General features: G+C 67.1%; 8 protein-coding genes and 1 pseudogene. All 9 read left to right on the top strand.

The window, feature by feature from the left end; all coding sequences use genetic code 11:
• Positions 1-5 precede the first annotated feature (5 nt).
• The 9 genes and pseudogenes from IPK71_03125 to IPK71_03085 all read left to right on the top strand — a co-directional run bounded on the left by IPK71_03125 (position 6) and on the right by IPK71_03085 (position 18,000).
• The gene (locus IPK71_03125) at positions 6-398 is read left to right on the top strand and encodes a very short patch repair endonuclease (protein MBK8212716.1); all 393 of its coding nucleotides are present in this window, start codon (positions 6-8) and stop codon (positions 396-398) included.
• Positions 395-3,521 (top strand): annotated as a pseudogene (locus IPK71_03120) (DEAD/DEAH box helicase). Before IPK71_03125 ends, IPK71_03120 begins: the two are co-directional and overlap by 4 nt.
• Positions 3,518-7,678 carry an ATP phosphoribosyltransferase regulatory subunit gene (locus tag IPK71_03115; protein MBK8212715.1) on the top strand — a complete coding sequence of 1,387 codons (4,161 nt, stop codon included), beginning with the start codon at positions 3,518-3,520 and terminating at the stop codon, positions 7,676-7,678. Before IPK71_03120 ends, IPK71_03115 begins: the two are co-directional and overlap by 4 nt.
• On the top strand, positions 7,675-8,952 hold the full coding sequence (locus IPK71_03110; GenBank protein ID MBK8212714.1) for a hypothetical protein: 1,278 nt from the start codon (positions 7,675-7,677) through the stop codon (positions 8,950-8,952). The genes IPK71_03115 and IPK71_03110 overlap by 4 nt, the downstream gene beginning before the upstream one ends.
• On the top strand, positions 8,949-10,406 hold the full coding sequence (locus tag IPK71_03105) for an ATP-binding protein (GenBank protein MBK8212713.1): 1,458 nt from the start codon (positions 8,949-8,951) through the stop codon (positions 10,404-10,406). The genes IPK71_03110 and IPK71_03105 overlap by 4 nt, the downstream gene beginning before the upstream one ends.
• A gap of 2 nt (positions 10,407-10,408) precedes the next feature.
• Positions 10,409-11,359, top strand: a complete 951-nt coding sequence (locus IPK71_03100) for a hypothetical protein (protein ID MBK8212712.1) — start codon at positions 10,409-10,411, stop codon at positions 11,357-11,359.
• 16 nt (positions 11,360-11,375) lie between these two features.
• Positions 11,376-15,401, top strand: coding sequence for a helicase (locus IPK71_03095; GenBank protein ID MBK8212711.1), 4,026 nt, complete (start codon positions 11,376-11,378; stop codon positions 15,399-15,401).
• The gene (locus IPK71_03090; protein ID MBK8212710.1) at positions 15,398-17,239 is read left to right on the top strand and encodes a DUF1998 domain-containing protein; all 1,842 of its coding nucleotides are present in this window, start codon (positions 15,398-15,400) and stop codon (positions 17,237-17,239) included. Before IPK71_03095 ends, IPK71_03090 begins: the two co-directional genes overlap by 4 nt.
• Positions 17,239-18,000 (top strand): phospholipase, encoded by a 762-nt coding sequence (locus tag IPK71_03085; GenBank protein MBK8212709.1) that lies wholly within the window; start codon positions 17,239-17,241, stop codon positions 17,998-18,000. Before IPK71_03090 ends, IPK71_03085 begins: the two co-directional genes overlap by 1 nt.
• Positions 18,001-18,161: the final 161 nt, after the last annotated feature.

The raw sequence follows: 18,161 nt of genomic DNA, 5'->3' as shown, positions 1-18,161 counted from the left end.
GCCGCATGCAGCGCGTTCGGCAGAAGAACACCTCTGCCGAGTCGGCGCTGCGCCGCGAGCTGCATGCGCGCGGCATTCGCTACCGCATCCATGTTCCCGTCCTGACCAAGCCCCGCAGGGTCGCCGACGTCGCGTTCAGCGGGCTCCGCGTCGCGGTCTTCGTCGACGGCTGCTTCTGGCACGGCTGCCCGGCACACGCGACGTGGCCCAAGCAAAACGCCGAGTTCTGGCGCGCGAAGATCGAGGCCAACATGGCGCGCGACAACGACACCGACGAGCGTCTGCGCGCCGAGGGCTGGAAGGTCATCCGCGTCTGGGCACACGAGGAGCCCAAGATCGCTGCGGGGCGCATCGCGCACATCCTCGAACGCCGCCGCGAGAGGATGCGCCGCGCATGACCAACGCCGTCGCCACCCACACATCCGTGCTCTCTTCGACGGCGCCCGAGCCTGGGCAGCTCGTGGAGGTACGCCGCCGCCAGTGGATCGTCTCCGACGTCGATGCCTCGGCGGTCTCGCCCGAACTGCCCAAGCGCAACCTGGTGAAACTCGCCTCGATCGACGAGGACGCGCTCGGAGAAGAAATCGAGGTGCTGTGGGAGCTCGAGCCCGGCGCCCACGTCATCGAGCGCGCAGGACTGCCGACGCTCTCGGCGCTCGACGACCCGTCGAAGCTCGAAGCCTTCCTCGACGCGGTCCGGTGGGGCGCGGCGACCAACGCCGATCGCGGCTACCTCCAAGCGCCCTTCCGCAGCGGCGCGAGCATCGAGGACTACCAGCTCGATCCGCTCGTGCGCGCGATCGACATGGCGCGTACCAACCTCCTGATTGCCGACGACGTCGGTCTCGGCAAGACCATCGAGGCCGGGCTCGTCATCCAGGAGATGCTCCTGCGCCATCGCGCGCGGACCATCCTCGTGCTCTGCCCGTCGTCTTTGCAGGAGAAGTGGCGCTCTGAGATGGCCGAGAAGTTCGGCCTCGAGTTCCGCATCGTCGACACCGACTCAGTGAAGCGCTCGCGCCGTGAGCGCGGCCTGCACGCCAACCCGTGGACCTCGTTCCCTCGGCTCATCGCATCCATCGACTGGGCGAAGCAGGGCGAAGGCATCCGCCTCCTGCGTGACGTGCTCCCGCCGCAGGCGACGTTCCCGCGCCGCTTCGACATGCTCGTCGTCGACGAGGCCCACAACGTCGCGCCCACCGTCGGCAAGTACGCCGTCGAGAGCCTGCGCACGCGCCTCGTGCGCCTGCTCGCGCCACACTTCCAGCACAAGCTCTTCCTCACGGCGACGCCGCACGACGGCTACACCGAGTCGTTCACAGCGCTCCTCGAGCTGCTCGATGACCAGCGCTTCTCGCGCAACGTGCTCCCGTCCGAGGAACAGCTCGCCCGGGTGATGGTGCGCCGTCTCAAGAGCGACCTCGTCGACGCCAAGGGCAAGAAGCTCTACCCGGTGCGCCGCCTCGAAGCGCTGAACGTGGAGTACACCGCCGAGGAGCGCGAGGCCCGACAGCTTCTCGAACAGTACATCGCGAGCCGCGAAAAGCAGGACGAGCGTGAAGGCGCCGCCTCGCACTTCGTCCACCAGCTTCTTCGCAAGCGCCTCGCGTCGTCACCCGCCGCCTTCATGTCGACGCTCGCGCGGCACACCGCGACCATCGAGGGCAAGGGCGAGGTGCGCCGCACCTCGGGGCTCGACGAGCGCATCCTCCGGCGCGCGATCGCCAAGACGGAAGAGGACTACGCCGACGACGACACGCGCGAAGCCGCCGAGTCCGAGGCCATCGAAGAGGCGAGCCGTCGGCTGCGACCGCTGTCGGCAGAGGAGAAGAAGCTCCTCGGCCGCCTGCGCTCGTGGGCCGAGCAGGCGAGCCACAAGCCCGACTCCAAGGCCGCAGCACTCCTGCGCTGGCTCGAAGAGAACCTGCGGCCCAAGGGCCAATGGTCGAACGCGCGCGTCATCCTCTTCACCGAGTACCGCACGACGCAGAAGTGGCTGCACGAGATCCTCGCCAGCCACGACCTCGGCGGCGAGCGTCTCGCGCTGCTCTTCGGCGGCATGGACCCGAAGGAGCGCGAGACCATCAAGGCCGCGTTCCAGGCCGATCCGCGTGCGTCGCCAGTGCGCATCCTGCTCGCGACCGACGCGGCCTCGGAAGGCATCGACCTGCAGAACCACTGCAACCTGCCTGGTCCACGTCGAGATCCCCTACAACCCGAACGTGATGGAGCAGCGCAACGGCCGCGTCGACCGTCACGGGCAGAAGCAGAGCGAAGTCGTCATCTGGCATCCCGTCGACGCGAGCGGCGGCCACGGCGACGACATCCTCCGCGCTCTCAAGAAGCTCGACTCGATGCGCGCCGACATGGGCAGCGTGAACCCGGTCATCGCTCCGCAGTTGCCGGCGCTTCTCGAAGGCCGCCGCCGCGAGCTCGACACTGGCCTCGCCGAGAAGCGCATCGAACGCGCCCGGCGCTACGTGAAGGCCGAGCGTGAGCTGCGCGAGCGCATCGCCAAGCTGCACGAGCGGCTGACGACGACGCGCAGCGAGCAGCACCTCACGCCGGACCGCATCGAGCGCGTGGTGCGCGTCGCCCTGGCGCTCACCGACAAGCCGGATCTCACGCCCGCGAAGCTCGCCGACCTTCCCGAGGCCCGCGTGTTCCAGATGCCTGCGCTCGCGGGCTCGTGGTCGCGGTGCCTCGACGGGCTCGAGCACCCGTACACCAAGCGCATCCGCCCCATCACCTTCGACCACGACGTCGCCAAGGGGCGCGACGACGTAGTGCTCGTCCACCTGAATCACCCGCTCGTGCAGATGAGCCTGCGCCTCCTGCGCGCCGAGGTCTGGGCTCGCGACGACGTGAAGAAGCTCAATCGTGTCACGGTGCGCATGCTGCCTGATGCGAAGCTCGACGCGCCCGCCGCCCTCGTGGTCTCGCGCCTCGTCATCACTGGAGGCAACCACCATCGTTTGCACGAGGAGCTGACGGAAGCAGGCGGCTACCTGCGCGACACCGGCTTCAAGCGCGAGGATGGCATCACCAAGCTGCGCGACTGGCTCGACTCGTCGGCGCCGGGGACCATCGACGACTCGCTCTTCGATGCCCTGCGCACGCGGTTCACCAAGCATACCGAGGCGGTCCTGAGTGCCGTCACCACGCGCTCCAGGGACCGCCTCAAGGGTCTCGGGTCCACGATCGAAGCCCGCAAGCGCAAAGAGATCGACGAGATGACCCAGCTCCTCGACGATCTCGCCAAGAACCTCGACGCCGAGCTGCACAAGGAGGAGCCGAAGCAGCTCTCCCTCTTCTCCGAGGACGAGCGAACGCAGGTCCGGCGCGACAAGCTCGCCCTCGAAGCGCGTCTGCGCCGCATCCCCGAGGAGCGCGAACGCGAGCGCTTCGCCATCGAGGAGCGCCACACCGGACTCGTCGACCATACGTTCCCCGTCTCCGTGATCCTCCTGGTCCCCGAGTCTCTGGCGACGCGGAGCCCTGCTGATCGGAGGCGGGCGTGAGCGCCAAGCACGAGTGGCTGAACCTGCTCGAGGTCTCGGGCCCGTTCCTCGCGGTGCCGGTGCTTCGTGAGGTGTTCCCGCAGGGGCTCGAAGAGCTGGACGCCTCGCACGCCAAGCGGCTGCGCAGCGCCTACGAGGAGTGGCGCGACGCGGTCGATGGTGACGACGCCGACCGCGACAAGCTCCACACCGCGTGGATCGACGAGGTGCTGCGTACCGCGCTCGAGGCCGACGACTCGCTGCTGAAGCCCGGCAAAAACGTCCCGGCCTCGGTCGTCGCGCTCCCGGAACACGACACCACCATCACGCCCGATCTGGTCTTCATCGACCCGACCCACGGCGGCGCGGTGCTCGCGCCCGTCCACGTCTTTGCGCCCGACACCGACCTCTCGGCGTCGATGAAGTTCGACGGGCTCTCGTGCTCGCCCGGCGACCGCATGGCGATGCATCTGCGCGCGCTGAACGTGTCGTTCGGCCTCGTCACGAACGGCGAGCGCTGGATGCTGGTCCACGCGCCCACGGGCCAGGTGGCGACCTTCGCGAGCTGGTATGCGCGTATCTGGGGCCAGGAGCCCGCCACACTGCGCGCGTTCGTGTCGCTGATCGGTGTGCGCCGCTTCTTCGCGCCCGCGCAGGACCGGCTTCCGGCGCTCTTCGAGCGCTCGCTGAAGCACCAGGACGAGGTCACGGAAGCCCTCGGCGACCAGGTTCGGCGCGCCATCGAGGTGCTGGTGCAGGCGCTCGACCGCGCCGACCAAGACCGCAACCGCGAACTGCTCCGCGACGTGAAGCCCCAGGACCTGTACGAGGCCGGGCTCACCGTGATGATGCGGCTCGTGTTCCTCCTCGCCGCCGAGGAGCGCGGGCTCTTGCTCTTGGGCGAGCCCCGCTACGACTCGTTCTATGCGGTCTCGACACTGCGCATGCAGCTCCGCGCCGAGAGCGACGAGATTCTGGAACGACGGCGTGCGTCGTGGTCGCGGCTGCTCGCCGTGTTCCGAGCCGTCTTCGGTGGCATCGACCACCCGACGTTGCGCCTGCCCGCGATGGGCGGCTCGCTCTTCGATCCCGACCGCTTTCCGTTCCTCGAAGGACGGTTGAAGGGCACGACCTGGCGGCAACATCGCGCCGAGCCGCTGCCCATCGACGACCGTACGGTACTGCTGTTGCTCGAAGCCATCCAGACCTTCGAGGGGCGCACGCTCTCGTACCGCGCGCTCGACGTCGAGCAGATCGGTCACGTCTACGAGGGTCTGCTCGAACGCACCGTCTCGCGCGTCGAGGACGTGACGCTGGAGCTCGAAGCCGGCGCGCAAGCCAAGGACGCGCGTGTCGCGCTCGGCGAGCTGGAGTCGGCGCGCCTCGACGGCCAGGCGGCCGTCACGAGCCTCCTCGTCGATCGCTCGAAACGCTCGGAGTCGGCCATCAGGAACGCCCTGGCCGCCGAGGTCGAGCCCCAGCAGGACGCGCGCCTACTGTCCGCGTGTCGCGGCGATTCGAAGCTCCGCGATCGCCTCGTGCCTTACGTTCGGCTGATGCGCACCGACCCGTGGGGCTACCCGCTGGTCCATCCGAAGAGCGCGTTCGTCGTGGTGCTCGGCGCCGATCGGCGCGAGACCGGCACGCACTACACGCCCAAGAGCCTCACCGAGCGCATCGTTGAGGAGACGTTGACTCCGCTCGTCTACGACGGCCCTGCGAAGGGCGCGCCGCGCGCCGAGTGGAAGCTCAAGACGCCCGAACAGCTCCTCGACCTGAAGGTCTGCGACCCCGCAATGGGCTCTGGCGCGTTCCTCGTTCAGGCCTGCCGCTTCCTGAGCGCGCGCCTCGTCGAGGCGTGGGCCGTCGAAGAGCAAGCAGGCCGCGTCGTCGATCTTACCGGCCAGGTCCACGAGCCGCGCACCAGCGTCGAGACCATGCCGCCGGGGGTGGAGACGCGAGCCGAGAACGCGCGGCGCATCGTGGCCGAGCGCTGCCTCTACGGCGTCGACCAGAACCCGCTGGCCGTTGAGCTGGCGAAGCTCTCGCTGTGGCTGGTCACGCTCTCGAAGGGCCGCCCCTTTGGCTTCCTCGATCACAACCTCCGTCGCGGCGACAGCCTCCTCGGCATCAGCCGCCTCAAGCAGCTCACGGAGCTCTCGCTCGACCCGGCGGCCACGAAGCAAGGCCGCTTGTTCGGCAAGGCCATCGAGCGCGCGGTGGCCGAGGCTGTCGAGCTGCGCCGAAAGCTGTATGAGATCCCGATCCGTGACATTCGCGACGTCGAGGCTATGGCCACGCTCGACGCCGACGCGCGCAAGAAGCTCGAAGCCGCCGAGCTACTTGCCGATGCCCTCATCGGCGTCGTTTTCGCCGCTGACGGTGGGGACGTAGCGACGCGCATCGCCGCGCTCGCGGCCGACTTCGATCGCGTCGTGAAGGGCGAGCCGCGCGCATCGGAGACGCTCCACGCGCGGGCGCTGAAGGACTTGGCGAGGGACGCAGTCGACGGGAGGCCTCGAAACCCGTTCCACTGGCCGCTGGAGTTTCCCGACGTCTTCCGGAGCGCAACGTCGGGCTTCGACGCGATCGTCGGCAACCCGCCGTTCCTCGGCGGCAAGCGCATCACCGGCGTGACGGGCGACGCATACCGCAACTGGCTCGTGGCCCGCGTCGCAAACGGTCGGCGTGGTTCGGCGGATCTTGTCGCTTACTTCTTCCTGCGAGCGTGGAGCCTGCTGAGTGAGAGCGGGGGGTTTGGCCTCTTGGCCGTCAACACAATCGCTGAGGGCGACACGCGCCAAGTCGGACTCGAAGCGATGGTCAGCGCCGGAGCGACAATCCACGCCGCGTACCCGAACGAGCCGTGGCCGGGGAGCGCGGCAGTCGTCACAAGTCGCGTCCATGTCCGAAAAGGAGGATGGAACGGCGAGCGCTCCCTGCTTGGTCGAGCGGTTTCGTTCATCTCCGCGTATCTCTCCGATCAAGACGAGTGGAGCCCCAAGCGGTTGAAGGTCAATGAGCGAACGGCGTTTCAAGGATCCGTCGTCGTCGGCATGGGCTTCGTTCTCGAGCCTGATGAGGCGAAGCGCATGCTCGATGCCGACGCGAGGAACTCCGACGTAATCTTCCCGTACCTGAACGGTGAGGATCTCAATTCGGATCCTGGGCAGCGCCCGAGCCGGTGGGTGATCAGCTTCTGGGATTGGCCGGAGGAACGCGCCAGCAGGTACAAGAAGCCTTGGGCGTGGATCGAAGAACGGGTTCGTCCCGAGCGACAGCGTCGCGACGACAAGGGCAAGTACGTGCTCAGGAAGCCTCTCCCCGACCGCTGGTGGCAGTACGGAGACAAGCGCCCCGGCCTGTACCACGCGATCGGTCGCGGGATTCACTTCGAGCAGCACCCCGAAGGATGGGACCCGAAAGGCCGCCGCCTCAAACGCATACTGGCGTGCTCGCTCGTGTCCAAGTACCTCGGCGTCGCGGCACTTCCCGCAGACTGGATCTACGCGCATCGTCTCGCGGTGTTCGCGACGGACTCGATGGCGATGTTCGGGCTGCTCACGTCGTCAATCAACGACGTCTGGGCGCGTAAGAATTCGTCGTCCCTGGAGACGCGCCTGAACTACGCGCCAAGCGACGCCTTCGAGACGCTCCCTCTCTGCGATCTCTTCAACTCGCACCTTGAGCCCGTTGGTGCCAGCTATGAGCTCCAACGCCGGAAGCTCTGCGGATCCCTTGGACTCGGCCTGACCGATCTCTACAACCGGTTCCACACCGCCACGGACCAAGCCCCCGAACTCGTGGCGCTACGCGAACTCCACCGCGAGGTCGATCTCGCAGTGGCGCGCGCCTATGGCTGGACGGATCTCGACCTCGGCCACGACTTCCAAAGTTTGTCGTTCCTTCCTGAGAACGACCGCGTGCGCTTCACCATCAGCGAGAGCGCGCGTCTAGAAGTGCTCCGTCGACTCGGCGAGTTGAACCGCGAACGCTACGAGGAGGAGCAAGCCGCCGCACCTGCCGCGAAGCCGCGAGCGTACAAGGGCCGCGCGAAACCGACGCCCGCGAGCCAGGGTGCGCTCGGCCTCGTCGATGCGCCCGAGCCCGCCGCGAACACTTCGAAGACCAACCCCGCAGCTCCTGCGAAGAAGGCCGCCAAGAGGAGCGGCCCATGAAGAAGCTGTTCGGGCACCTCCTGCCGCTCTCCGACGTCGAGATCGATGCCATCTGGACGGCGGGCACGCTCACCGTCGACGCGAACGTTCTCCTCGACCTGTATCGGTTCCACCCGGCGACGCGGGACGCTCTCATCCAGGCGTTGCGCGCCTTCAATGGCCGCCTCTGGCTCTCGCACCAAGCGGCGTCGGAGTTCGTTCGGAACCGTGCCCGCGCCGCCGCCGCTGTTGCGAAGGAACTTGGCGATGCGGATTCTGACCTGGGCACGCTGGAGGTGGCGACAAGGAAGGCGACCGACGACCTGCGCGGGCGGCGCCCGCTGCCTCGCGAGGTCGGACTGAAGCTGAAAGCGGAGGTCGAAGCGGCCATCCGCACGGCGAAGGTATCGATAGAGGAGGCTCGGACGCGCAACGCGGACGGCGGATCTACGGATGCTGTTCTCGACGACGTGATGTCGCTCTTCGACGGCTCCGTGGGCGCAGCACCTGACGATGTCGAGCTCGCCGACCTTCACAAGGAGGCCGAGCGTCGGATCAAGGAGAAGGTGCCGCCGGGCTACGAGGACGCGAGGAAGGACGGGGGGAACGCACACGGTGACTACCTCGTGTGGCACCAGGTACTTCAACAGGCCAAGAGCAGCGCAAAGCCCGTGATCCTTGTGACCTCCGAGCGGAAGGAGGACTGGTGGGAGCGTGCCCACGGCAAGACGGTGGGACCTCGCCATGAACTGCTTGACGAAGCCCACCGAGTGGCGGGGCAGACGGTGCTCATCTACCAGACGGACTCGTTCGTAGAGCGGGCCGCTAAACGTACAGGAGCCAGTGTCTCCGCATTCGTGCGCAGCGATATGCTCGCGCCCCGAGACGATCAGGAACTCGAAGACATCATCACCACGGCAGTCGAAGAGCTGGCCGACGAGTTCCTCGACAATGACTCGCGCATAAATGATCTGACGGCGGAAACCAACGCGGACAGCTGGAGTGTCAACTCAGTTGAAGTAACCAATTTTGGCCCGATCGACTACGCCAGGTGTTCTGCGCCCTTCACGGCGTCGCTGCATTACACCGGCGACCAGCGTGAAGACCACATGTGGTTCGGTACCGAGATTCGAGCGGAACTGCGCGGAACGATCACGTTCGAAAATGGCTCATGGGTCATCAACGACGACTACGAACTCGAGAACGCGGCGATCGACTACGGCGAGCCGGACGTGGACGACCACGAGCGGACGTCGGCTGGTCCCTTGGGGCCAACACGGAGGACGAGCACATGAAGCCGAGTGTGGACACCGCTACAGCGGTCCCGACCAAGCAGTTTTTTGTGTCGATGCTCACGCGCGACATCAGGCTTGAGGACGCCATCCTCGACCTGATCGACAACTGCCTCGACGGCGCTCTGCGCCTCGGCAACGGCCGCCAGCCCGACTACTCGAAGCACCTCGTCAAGATCACGCTGGCGAAGGACCACTTCTCCATCGAGGACAACTGCGGCGGCATCCCTCGCGAGGTCGCGAAGAATTACGCGTTTAAGATGGGCCGCGAGCCCAACGACGACCGCGACTCCGACGCCGAGACCATTGGCATGTACGGTGTCGGCATGAAGCGCGCGATCTTCAAGATGGGTCGCAACGCCATCGTGAAGACCCGCCACGGCAGCGACACCTACGAGGTGCCGATCACGGCCGCGTGGCTAGACGCCACCAACTGGGATCCGCTGCCGATCAATGAGCCGACGGAGGCCAAGGAGAAGCTCAAGGAGCCCGGCACGACGATCCAGGTGAGCGACCTAAACGAGGGCGTCGCCCGGCACTTCGCCAACCCCTCCTTCGTGAACGAGGTGACCACCGCCATCTCGCAGCACTTCACGATGTTTCTTCAGTGGGGGTTCAACATCGAGATCAACGGGGAGTCCGTGAAGCCAGTCCACGTCGAGGTGCTCGTCTCCCCTCGCGAAAATGGTCCGGCGCCATACGTCTTCCGCAAGACGACCCGAGACGTGACGGTGTCGATCACGGTCGGCCTCAACACGAGCCGTCGCTCCGAGGGGGACGACAGTGACGACGACGCGGACTTCGCCGGTCAGCGCGCATCGGCCACGGCGGGCTGGACGGTCCTCTGCAACGACCGCGCGGTCATCGTCGGCGACAAGAGCCGCCTGACCGGCTGGGGCGACCTCCCGCTCGTGCCGCTCTACCACCCACAGTTCGCGGTCATCACCGGTATCATCGAGTTCCGCGCGAAGGATGCGAAGAAGCTCCCGGTTACGACCACGAAGCGCGCGCTCGATGCCTCGTCCGAGCTCTGGCTCGAGTCGCTCGTGAAGATGAAGGAGGGCATGCGGGTCTGGATTTCGTACACGAACGACTGGAAGAACCACCCGCGCGCCGACCAGCAGAGCTACTGGAATGACGCGCAGCCGCTGCCACTGAGCAAGGCGATCGAGAAGGTCGCGTCGCGAACGACGGCCAAGAAGACGAGCGCCAGCGACCAGGCCGGTGAGGTGAGCGAGGTTGTCGAGTTCAACCCGAAGAAGAACAATGTCTTGCCGAAACCCGAGGAGAAGAAGCCCTCGTCGAAGCGGATCGTCTTCTCTCGCCCCGTTGAAGAGGTGCGGGCCGTCTCGAAGATGCTGTTCGACGATCCCGACCTGAACGCGGGCACCGTCGGTGACGAGTGCTTCAAGATCCAGCTCGAGCTGGCCACGCCCTCCAAGAAGAGGAAGGGCTGATCGTGAGCACCGGTTCTTCAGTGCCGTACAAGCTGCGGCCGAACAAGGCCGTGGACCGCGAGCTGTTCCTCTCGCTGTTGATGCGTCTCGCCCCTGCCTTGGATTTGGAAAGGCACCACTACATCGGGCTCGGCGGTTCGTTCCTCGAGGACTTCCGGCTCTTGCACGCGCGACTTGGTATCGACCGCATGACGAGCGTCGAAGCGGACGAGGAGGTCCACAAGCGACAGCTCTTCAACCGTCCCACGGCGTCCGTCGAGTGCGTGCACTCGAGACTCGAGGACTACCTCGACGCGCATGATTTCGACCGTCCAGCAATCGTTTGGTTCGACTACACGGAGCCCAAGCCAGTCGAGCAGATCAGGCGCTTCGCAAGCACCGTGGGCGAGGTGAAGCTCAACAGCATCCTGCGCCTTACCCTCAACGCTCAGCCCAGCTCGTTGGGAGTGCCCAAGCCGCCTCTCTCTGGCCCCGCTCTGTTGGGTTGGAGGCTCGTGCAGTTCAAGGACCGCCTCGGTTCGCTGTGCCCGACGGACATCACCGCCGAGGGCATGGAGCGAAGGACCTATGGCCCGAGCATCCTGCGCGCGCTCTTCCTCGCCGTTGAGAAGGAAGTGCTCAGCCACGCGGACCGCAAGGTCGTGTGGGCGCTGAGTACGCACTACGCGGACGGTCAGCCGATGGCCACGGCGACGCTCGTCGTGTGCGCCGCCAACGACACGGTCGTCGAGCCGCTGGTGAAGGGCTGGACGTTCTACTCGCCTCCCAACGATCCACTTCGCATCGACCTCCCGGCACTTTCGACGCTGGAGCGGTTGACGATGGAGTCCAACGACGACGCCAAGACGAGGCTCGGCTTCGACCTTCCCGAGTCGGGGCTCGGAGAAGACCCCTTCGAAGTGTTCAAGAAGTTCTACCGAATCTACCCGCACTTCTCGCGGGTCGAGCTGTAGCGAGAGGAGCAACCGCATGACGACGACCACCGCACCGAACGCACAGGCATGGCTCGCCAAGGATGCGACGTCGCTCGGCCCGTTCGTCGTTCGGCTCAACGGTGATCGCGTCGGCAGCGCCTTCGCTCCTGGCCATTGGGTGGTCGTCGTGAACGCGAACGGAGCGCTGCAGCGCGTGGGGCGCATCCTCCGCATCCGCGCCGACCTCGAAGCGACGACGCTCTACTTCGACAAGTTCCACATGGTGAGGAAGGCGGGCTTGCTCTCCGACCTCGGGCTGACGCTTCCCCAAGGGCTCGTCACCCGCCTGCGCCCCGAAGACCTCGCCGCCGTGCTCGCGCGCGACGCTGTCTCGTCGGCGGACGACGTTCCGCTCGTCCAGGACGCCGCCTACGTGCGCGAACTGCTCGAGCTGGCGACGCGCGATGACCTCCTCGGCCCTGCCAACGGCCCCGAGGAACTGGTCATCGACATGAGCGTCCGCGACCGATACCTCGTCGGCAAGCTTGCTCCGCGCACGCCGGGCGACGTGGCGATGGCGAGCGAGGTCGAGCCCTCGGCAGCGGCCGACGAAGAGGACGACTCGGTCGAGGAAAACGAAGCGCCGACCCACGAGCCGGGCGCCGAGTTCAACCGCGCGAGCGGGCGCGTCGAGCCAGAAGACGACGCGCTCGACGAGATCGACACGACCAACAACCAGTCGCTCGTGCCGTCTAGCGTGGGCCTCACGTTCTGCGTCGGGTCCGACGTGAAGACCCTCGATGTCACCGCGCGCTGGGGCAGTTACTCGCGTGTTCCGAAGGAGGAGCACGAGTACACGCGGCCGCGGAAGAACCGCGAGACCGGCGAGGTCCAAGAGACGAAGGTGAAGGTCTGGCGCCGCACGCCGCGCGGCGGGCGCGTGACGCTCACGCTCGAGGACGGCCCCATCAAGCCGCTCGCGCCCGACAGCGAGCAGGACGAGGTTCGAATCCAGGGTGCCGTGCGCACCAACGCCAAGGGCGAGCGCCTCGTCACGCTGTTTTTGGTCAACGACCAACGCGAGCCCGAGACGAACCGCGACAGCGCGTGGCTCTTTCAGCCAGTGCTGAGCGCGCAGGGTTCTGGCGAGGCGGCCGGGACGCCCGTGTTCCTTCGTCGCCCAAGCAACGATGTCGTCGTGGACGACGCCGAGCGAGACCATCTCGGGCTCATCTACCGCCGCAAGGTCGAGTTCGCCGTGGGCCAAGGCGTGGCCGTCCACGCCGAGACCCCCGACGACGATCCGACACGCGCCATCGAGGTCCGCACCGAGGTCATCCCGAGCTTCGAGGTGCCCGTCACCGAGACGCCGGGCCTCGACCCAAACGACCGCCCCGCAATGAAGAGAATGGTCGAGCGGGGATGGCTCGACATGCTCACGCTTGCCGACCTCGACAAGAAGGAGCTCGAAGAGGCACTGAAGACGCTCGTCGACGACTACGCCGCGTGGATCGGCGACCAGCGCGCCCGCGTCGGCAAAGAGATCAAGGGCTACGACGCCCCGGCCAACGACGCGCTCGACCGCTGTAAAACCACGCTCGAACGCCTGCGCGCGGGCCTGAAGGTGCTGCTCGCCGATGCGGAGGCGCTGCAGGCCTTCCGCTTCGCCAACCGCTCGATGGCCCGCCAGCGCGTTCGAGGCATCTACGCGCTCAAGCGCCGACGCGGCGAGGACCTGACCTTTGACTCCGTTGACGTGCGGAAGAACCGCTCGTGGCGCCCGTTCCAGCTCGCGTTCCTACTGCTCTCGATCCCGTCGCTCGCCGACCCGAAGCACTCCGACCGCACGAGCCCCGCCGAGGCCTTCGCTGACCTGCTCTGGTTCCCCACGGGCGGTGGCAAGACCGAGGCATACCTGGGCGTCGCTGCCTTCGCGATGGGCATCCGGCGCCTGCAGGGCGTCGTCGAGAACCTCGATGGCGGGCGCGGGCTCACCGTCATCATGCGCTACACACTGCGCCTGCTGACGCTGCAGCAGTTCCAGCGCGCCGCCACTCTGCTCTGCGCGATGGAGCTCATCCGCACCGCCGATGTCGCCAAGTGGGGCGCGGAGCCGTTCACTCTCGGCCTGTGGGTCGGCAACAAGGTGACGCCCGGGACCACCGACGCCTCGCACCAGGCCATCGAGGCGATCCGCGACAAGGACCGCAACCGCGCCGGCATCGCGTCGCCTGCGCAGCTCACGAGCTGCCCTTGGTGCGGGACCGAGATTCAACCGGGGCGCGACATCGAGGTCGACAAGACCGCCGTGCGGACCGCGATCTACTGCGGCGACAAGCTCTCGCAGTGCGAGTTCAGCAAGGCGAAGTCGAGCACCAACGCCCATCCCGGCCTGCCGGTGAAGCTCGTCGACGAGGAGATCTACCACCGGCCCCCCACCATGATGATCGCCACCGTCGACAAGTTCGCGATGATGGCGTGGCGAGCCGAGGTGCGGACGCTCTTCGGCAACGTGCGCGAGGAGTGCGAGCGCCACGGGCTCTTGTGGCCGGGCCACGACTGCGGTGGCGGCCACAGGGCGCGGAAGCCTCACCCCGCCGCGAAGGTGAAGGCGGTGCGCGGGGTGCGCCCGCCGGACCTCATCATCCAGGACGAGTTCCACCTCATCAGCGGGCCGCTCGGCACGATGGTCGGCCTCTACGAGACGGCCGTCGACGACCTGTGCTCCTGGCGAATCGGGAAGACGAAGGTGCGCCCGAAGGTCGTCGCGTCGACGGCAACGGTGCGGCGTGCGGCGGACCAGGTGCGCAACGTCTTCATGCGGCGCCTCGCCATCTTTCCGCCGAAGGCTCTCGACGTCGAAGACGACTTCTTCTCGGTGCAGCGCTCGGTCGAGAGCAAGCCCGGGCGACGGTACATGGGCATCTGCTCGCCGGGCAGCTCACGCCCCGCCGTCCTCATCCGCACGTACACGGCGTTCCTCACTGCGGCGCAGCGGCTCTTCGATGCGTTCGGGAGGGTCGCCGACCCGTACATGACGATGGTCGGCTACTTCAACTCGCTGCGCGAGCTCGGCGGGATGAAGCGGCTCGCGGAAGACGACGTCCAGACCCGTTCGTACCGCGTGAAGATGAGCCTCGTGCAGCGGCCCGGGCTCGAGCAACGGAGCATCGCGAACATCCGTGAGCTCACGTCACGCGTCAGTAACGCCGACATTCCGAAGTACCTCGACGAACTCGAGATCCCGTTCGACGGTGCCTTCGACGCGACCAAGGGCAAGTTCGTGCGGCCGACGGTGGCACCACCTTCCGTCTCCGGCAGCCAACGACCGGTAGCACCTCGACCCATCGACGTCGTGCTCGCCACGAACATGCTCTCCGTCGGCGTGGACGTGAACCGCCTCGGCGTCATGGTGGTGAACGGCCAACCAAAGGGAACGGCCGAGTACATCCAGGCGACGAGCCGTGTGGGCCGTACGTTCCCCGGTCTCGTCGTGGCGGTGCTCACGTGGGCGCGGCCTCGTGACCTCTCCCACTACGAGACCTTCGAGCACTATCACGCGACGTTCTACCAACACGTCGAGGCGCAGTCGGTCACGCCGTTCTCGCCGCGCGCGATGGACCGAGGGCTCACCGGCGCGATGCTCAGCGTGATGCGGAACCGCTTCGAGCCGTTCGCCCCGAATCCCGGTGCCGGTGCGCTGACGAGCCCGAGTCGCCCGGAGGTGGTCTCGACCGTCGACTCGGTCACCGAGCGCACGTGGGAGGTCACCGAGGACTCTGCGAAGAAGAATCTCGCGACCGCCGAGCTGAAGAGCCGCGCCGACCAATGGGCGAAGGAGGCGGCTGTGCCAGGCCGCATGCTCGTCTACCAGAAGTACGGCGCGGGCCCGACCGCGTACGCGCTGCTCGAAGCCCCGGGCATCAAGCCGTGGTCGACGTGGACCGTGCCCATGTCGATGCGCGAGGTCGAGCCTGGTGTGAACCTCGTGATGGAGGACGATCGCTCGAACCAAGATCCGGTCTGGCGCCCACGGCCAACGCCCGTGGATGAAGCGACGGATGTGGAGGAGTCGCCATGAGTAAGACCCCGGTGGGCGAAGTCCGCCCGAGCCAGCTCCTCTGGACCTACGGGCCCGGCGCGCTGATCGATCTCCCGAACCTCTCCGTCGTCACGATGGGCATCGACCGCTGGGAGATCGGGCGCTGCCAGCCGATCCAGGAAGCACGGCTGCTCACGAACGTGCGCCGGGTGCTCGGCGACCAGGTCGAGTCGCTGCGCATGCCGCCGCTGACCGACAGCGACATCGTCGATCCGTTCTCGGCCGAGGCGCTCGTCGGCGTGCCGGTGAAGCCGTTCCCCCGATGGATGCGCTGCGTGAAGTGCGGGCTGCTCTCGCCTTTCGACGCGGGCCTCTTCGAGCTGAAGGCGAACCGCTACCGGCCCGAACGCACCTGCTTCGTCCACAAGGGTTGCACCGGCTCGCGCGGCGACCAGAAGCCCCGTGACGCAGACGCGGTACCCGCGCGCTTCCTCCTTGCATGCCGCGAGGGACACCTCGACGACTTCCCTTGGCACTGGTTCGTTCACGGTGGGCCGAGCAGCTGCATGGGTACGCTGCGCTTCTTCGAGAGCGGCGCCTCGCTTCAGACCGAAAACCTGTGGGTGCGCTGCGATTCGTGCAGCGCTGCCAAGAGTATGGCGCAGGCCTTCGGACAGGCCGGCAAGGACAACCTTCCGGGCTGTCGTGGGAGGCATCCACACCTCAACAAGTTCGAGGACGGCTGCGCCGAAGTCCCGCGCGCCATCCTCCTCGGCGCGACGAACGGCTGGTTCCCGGTCACGCTCTCGGTTCTCGCCATCCCGCAGACGGGCAGCCCGCTCGCGCAGCTCGTCGCCGACGGCTGGACTTTCTTCGAGGACGTAGAGAGCGCCGTCGAAGCGGCGGCCGTAGTGAAGACGTTGAAGAAGTCGGCTCAGCTCCCGGGCATCGACGCCTTCACGGGCGACCAGGTGTGGGAGGCCATCCAAGCCCATCGTGGCGGCGCGGTGGGTGACGAAGACCTCGATCTGAAGGGGCCCGAGTGGGACGTGCTCACTTCGCCGACGCCGCCCACGGACTACCCGCACTTCATGAGCAAGAAGGCGGATGTGCCCAAGGGGTTCGAGAAGCACCTCTCGCGCGTGCTGCTCCTCGAGCGGCTGCGCGAGGTGAACGCGCTGCTCGGCTTCACGCGCGTCGAGTCGCCCAGCGAGGGCGCTGGCGCGGACCGTGCGCCGCGCGCTCCCATCGGACGTACGGCGCCCCACTGGGTGCCCGCCACGCAGGTCCACGGCGAGGGCATCTTCCTCCAGTTTTCGGAAGACGCGCTCTCCGACTGGGCGAAGTGGACGGGTGTGCGGAGGCAGGAGGCCGAGCTTCGTCGAGGCCACCGTGGCTGGCGCGCGCGTCGTGGGCTCGAGCCCGACCCGGGCTTCCCCGGCATGCGTTTCGCGTTGCTTCATACGATCGCGCACTTGCTCATCCGCGAGCTCGCGCTCGACTGCGGCTACAACGCGGCGAGCATCCGCGAGCGCGTCTACGCCGACACTGACGACGGCAAGTCGCAGGCGGGCATCTTGATCTACACGGCAGCGGCCGACTCCGACGGCACGCTCGGCGGGCTCGTCGACCTCGGCAAGCCCGAGAACCTCGGGCGCTTGCTGCGGCAGGCACTCGACCGCGCGAAGATCTGCGCGTCCGACCCGCTCTGCGCGGAGCACAACCCGAGGACCGACTCGTCGCTGCACGCGGCCTCGTGCCACGCGTGCTCGTTCGTCTCCGAGACGTCGTGCGAGTGCGGCAACCGCTACCTCGATCGCGCGCTCGTCATCCCGACGCTGCAAACCAACGACGCGGCCTTCTTCGCGGGGATCTGATGCAGGTGCTCCTCGATGCGGTCGTTGACCTCGTAGCTCTCGTCTCTCCAGCGAAGGCGAGCACCGTCGCGTCGGCGCTGCGCGGGCTCGCGAGCCCCGGCTCGGCGCCGAACCCGAACACGCTGGCCGACACGCCCGCTGCGCGCGCCGCTGTGGGGCGCGTCGTCGCGGCGTGGGGCCAGGTGCAGGCGAGCGGCGACGAGGTGGCGGGCATGCTCCTCGGCGCATCCGAGGCGCGCCTGCGCGTCGAGCGTGAGCTAAGCGTCGAGCTGGTGTGGACCGGCCCGACGACGCGCTTCGTGCCGACGCGCAGGACCGAGCAGGTACTGCTCGACCTCATCGCCAGCGCGACCAAGGACCTGTTCCTCGTGAGCTTCGTCGCCTACGACGTCCTCAGCGTCGTCGCGGCGCTCAACGACGCCGCGAGCCGGGGCGTTCGCATCCGCATCCTGCTGGAGGCCTCGACGAGCCACGGCGGCACGTTGAACTACGACCCGGCCGCGACCATGCGCTCGCGCGTGCCGACGGCAGAACTCTTCACGTGGAAGGAGAAGCCCGAGCCCTTCGTCGACGGCAAGGTCCACGCGAAGGTCGCGGTGGTCGACGGCGCACGCGCATTCATCACGAGCGCGAATCTCACGGGTCATGCCCTCGAGAAGAATATGGAGGCCGGTGTGCTCATCAACGGCGGCCCCGTCGCCAAGACCCTGAGCGACCATCTACAAGCGCTCATCGACGTGAGGGTGATTCAATCAACGTGACTAGTCTGACACGCAGCTCCTAGGCCATCATGTGACGGTCGCGAATCGATCGAACAAGCCGAGCGGCATCTCGTACTCGAGCTCCCACGTGATGCTCATGGGCTTCGCGCCGGACCACGAGACCAACCTCACCCACTCGGCGAGGTTCCTACCGTGCCAGA

Source organism: Myxococcales bacterium, assembly GCA_016712525.1.
Lineage (GTDB): Bacteria > Myxococcota_A > Polyangia > Polyangiales > Polyangiaceae > JAAFHV01.
The sequence above is the reverse complement of the archived record's forward strand: the minus strand, read 5'-3'. Positions and strand labels throughout refer to the sequence as shown.

Bases quoted from the DNA above. Each gene is read 5' to 3' on its own strand.
- IPK71_03090 (MBK8212710.1), top strand. From the start codon at position 15,398: ATGAGTAAGACCCCGGTGGGCGAAGTCCGCCCGAGCCAGCTCCTCTGG.
- IPK71_03125 (MBK8212716.1), top strand. From the start codon at position 6: ATGCAGCGCGTTCGGCAGAAGAACACCTCTGCCGAGTCGGCGCTGCGC.
- IPK71_03110 (MBK8212714.1), top strand. From the start codon at position 7,675: ATGAAGAAGCTGTTCGGGCACCTCCTGCCGCTCTCCGACGTCGAGATC.
- IPK71_03095 (MBK8212711.1), top strand. From the start codon at position 11,376: ATGACGACGACCACCGCACCGAACGCACAGGCATGGCTCGCCAAGGAT.
- IPK71_03085 (MBK8212709.1), top strand. From the start codon at position 17,239: ATGCAGGTGCTCCTCGATGCGGTCGTTGACCTCGTAGCTCTCGTCTCT.
- IPK71_03105 (MBK8212713.1), top strand. From the start codon at position 8,949: ATGAAGCCGAGTGTGGACACCGCTACAGCGGTCCCGACCAAGCAGTTT.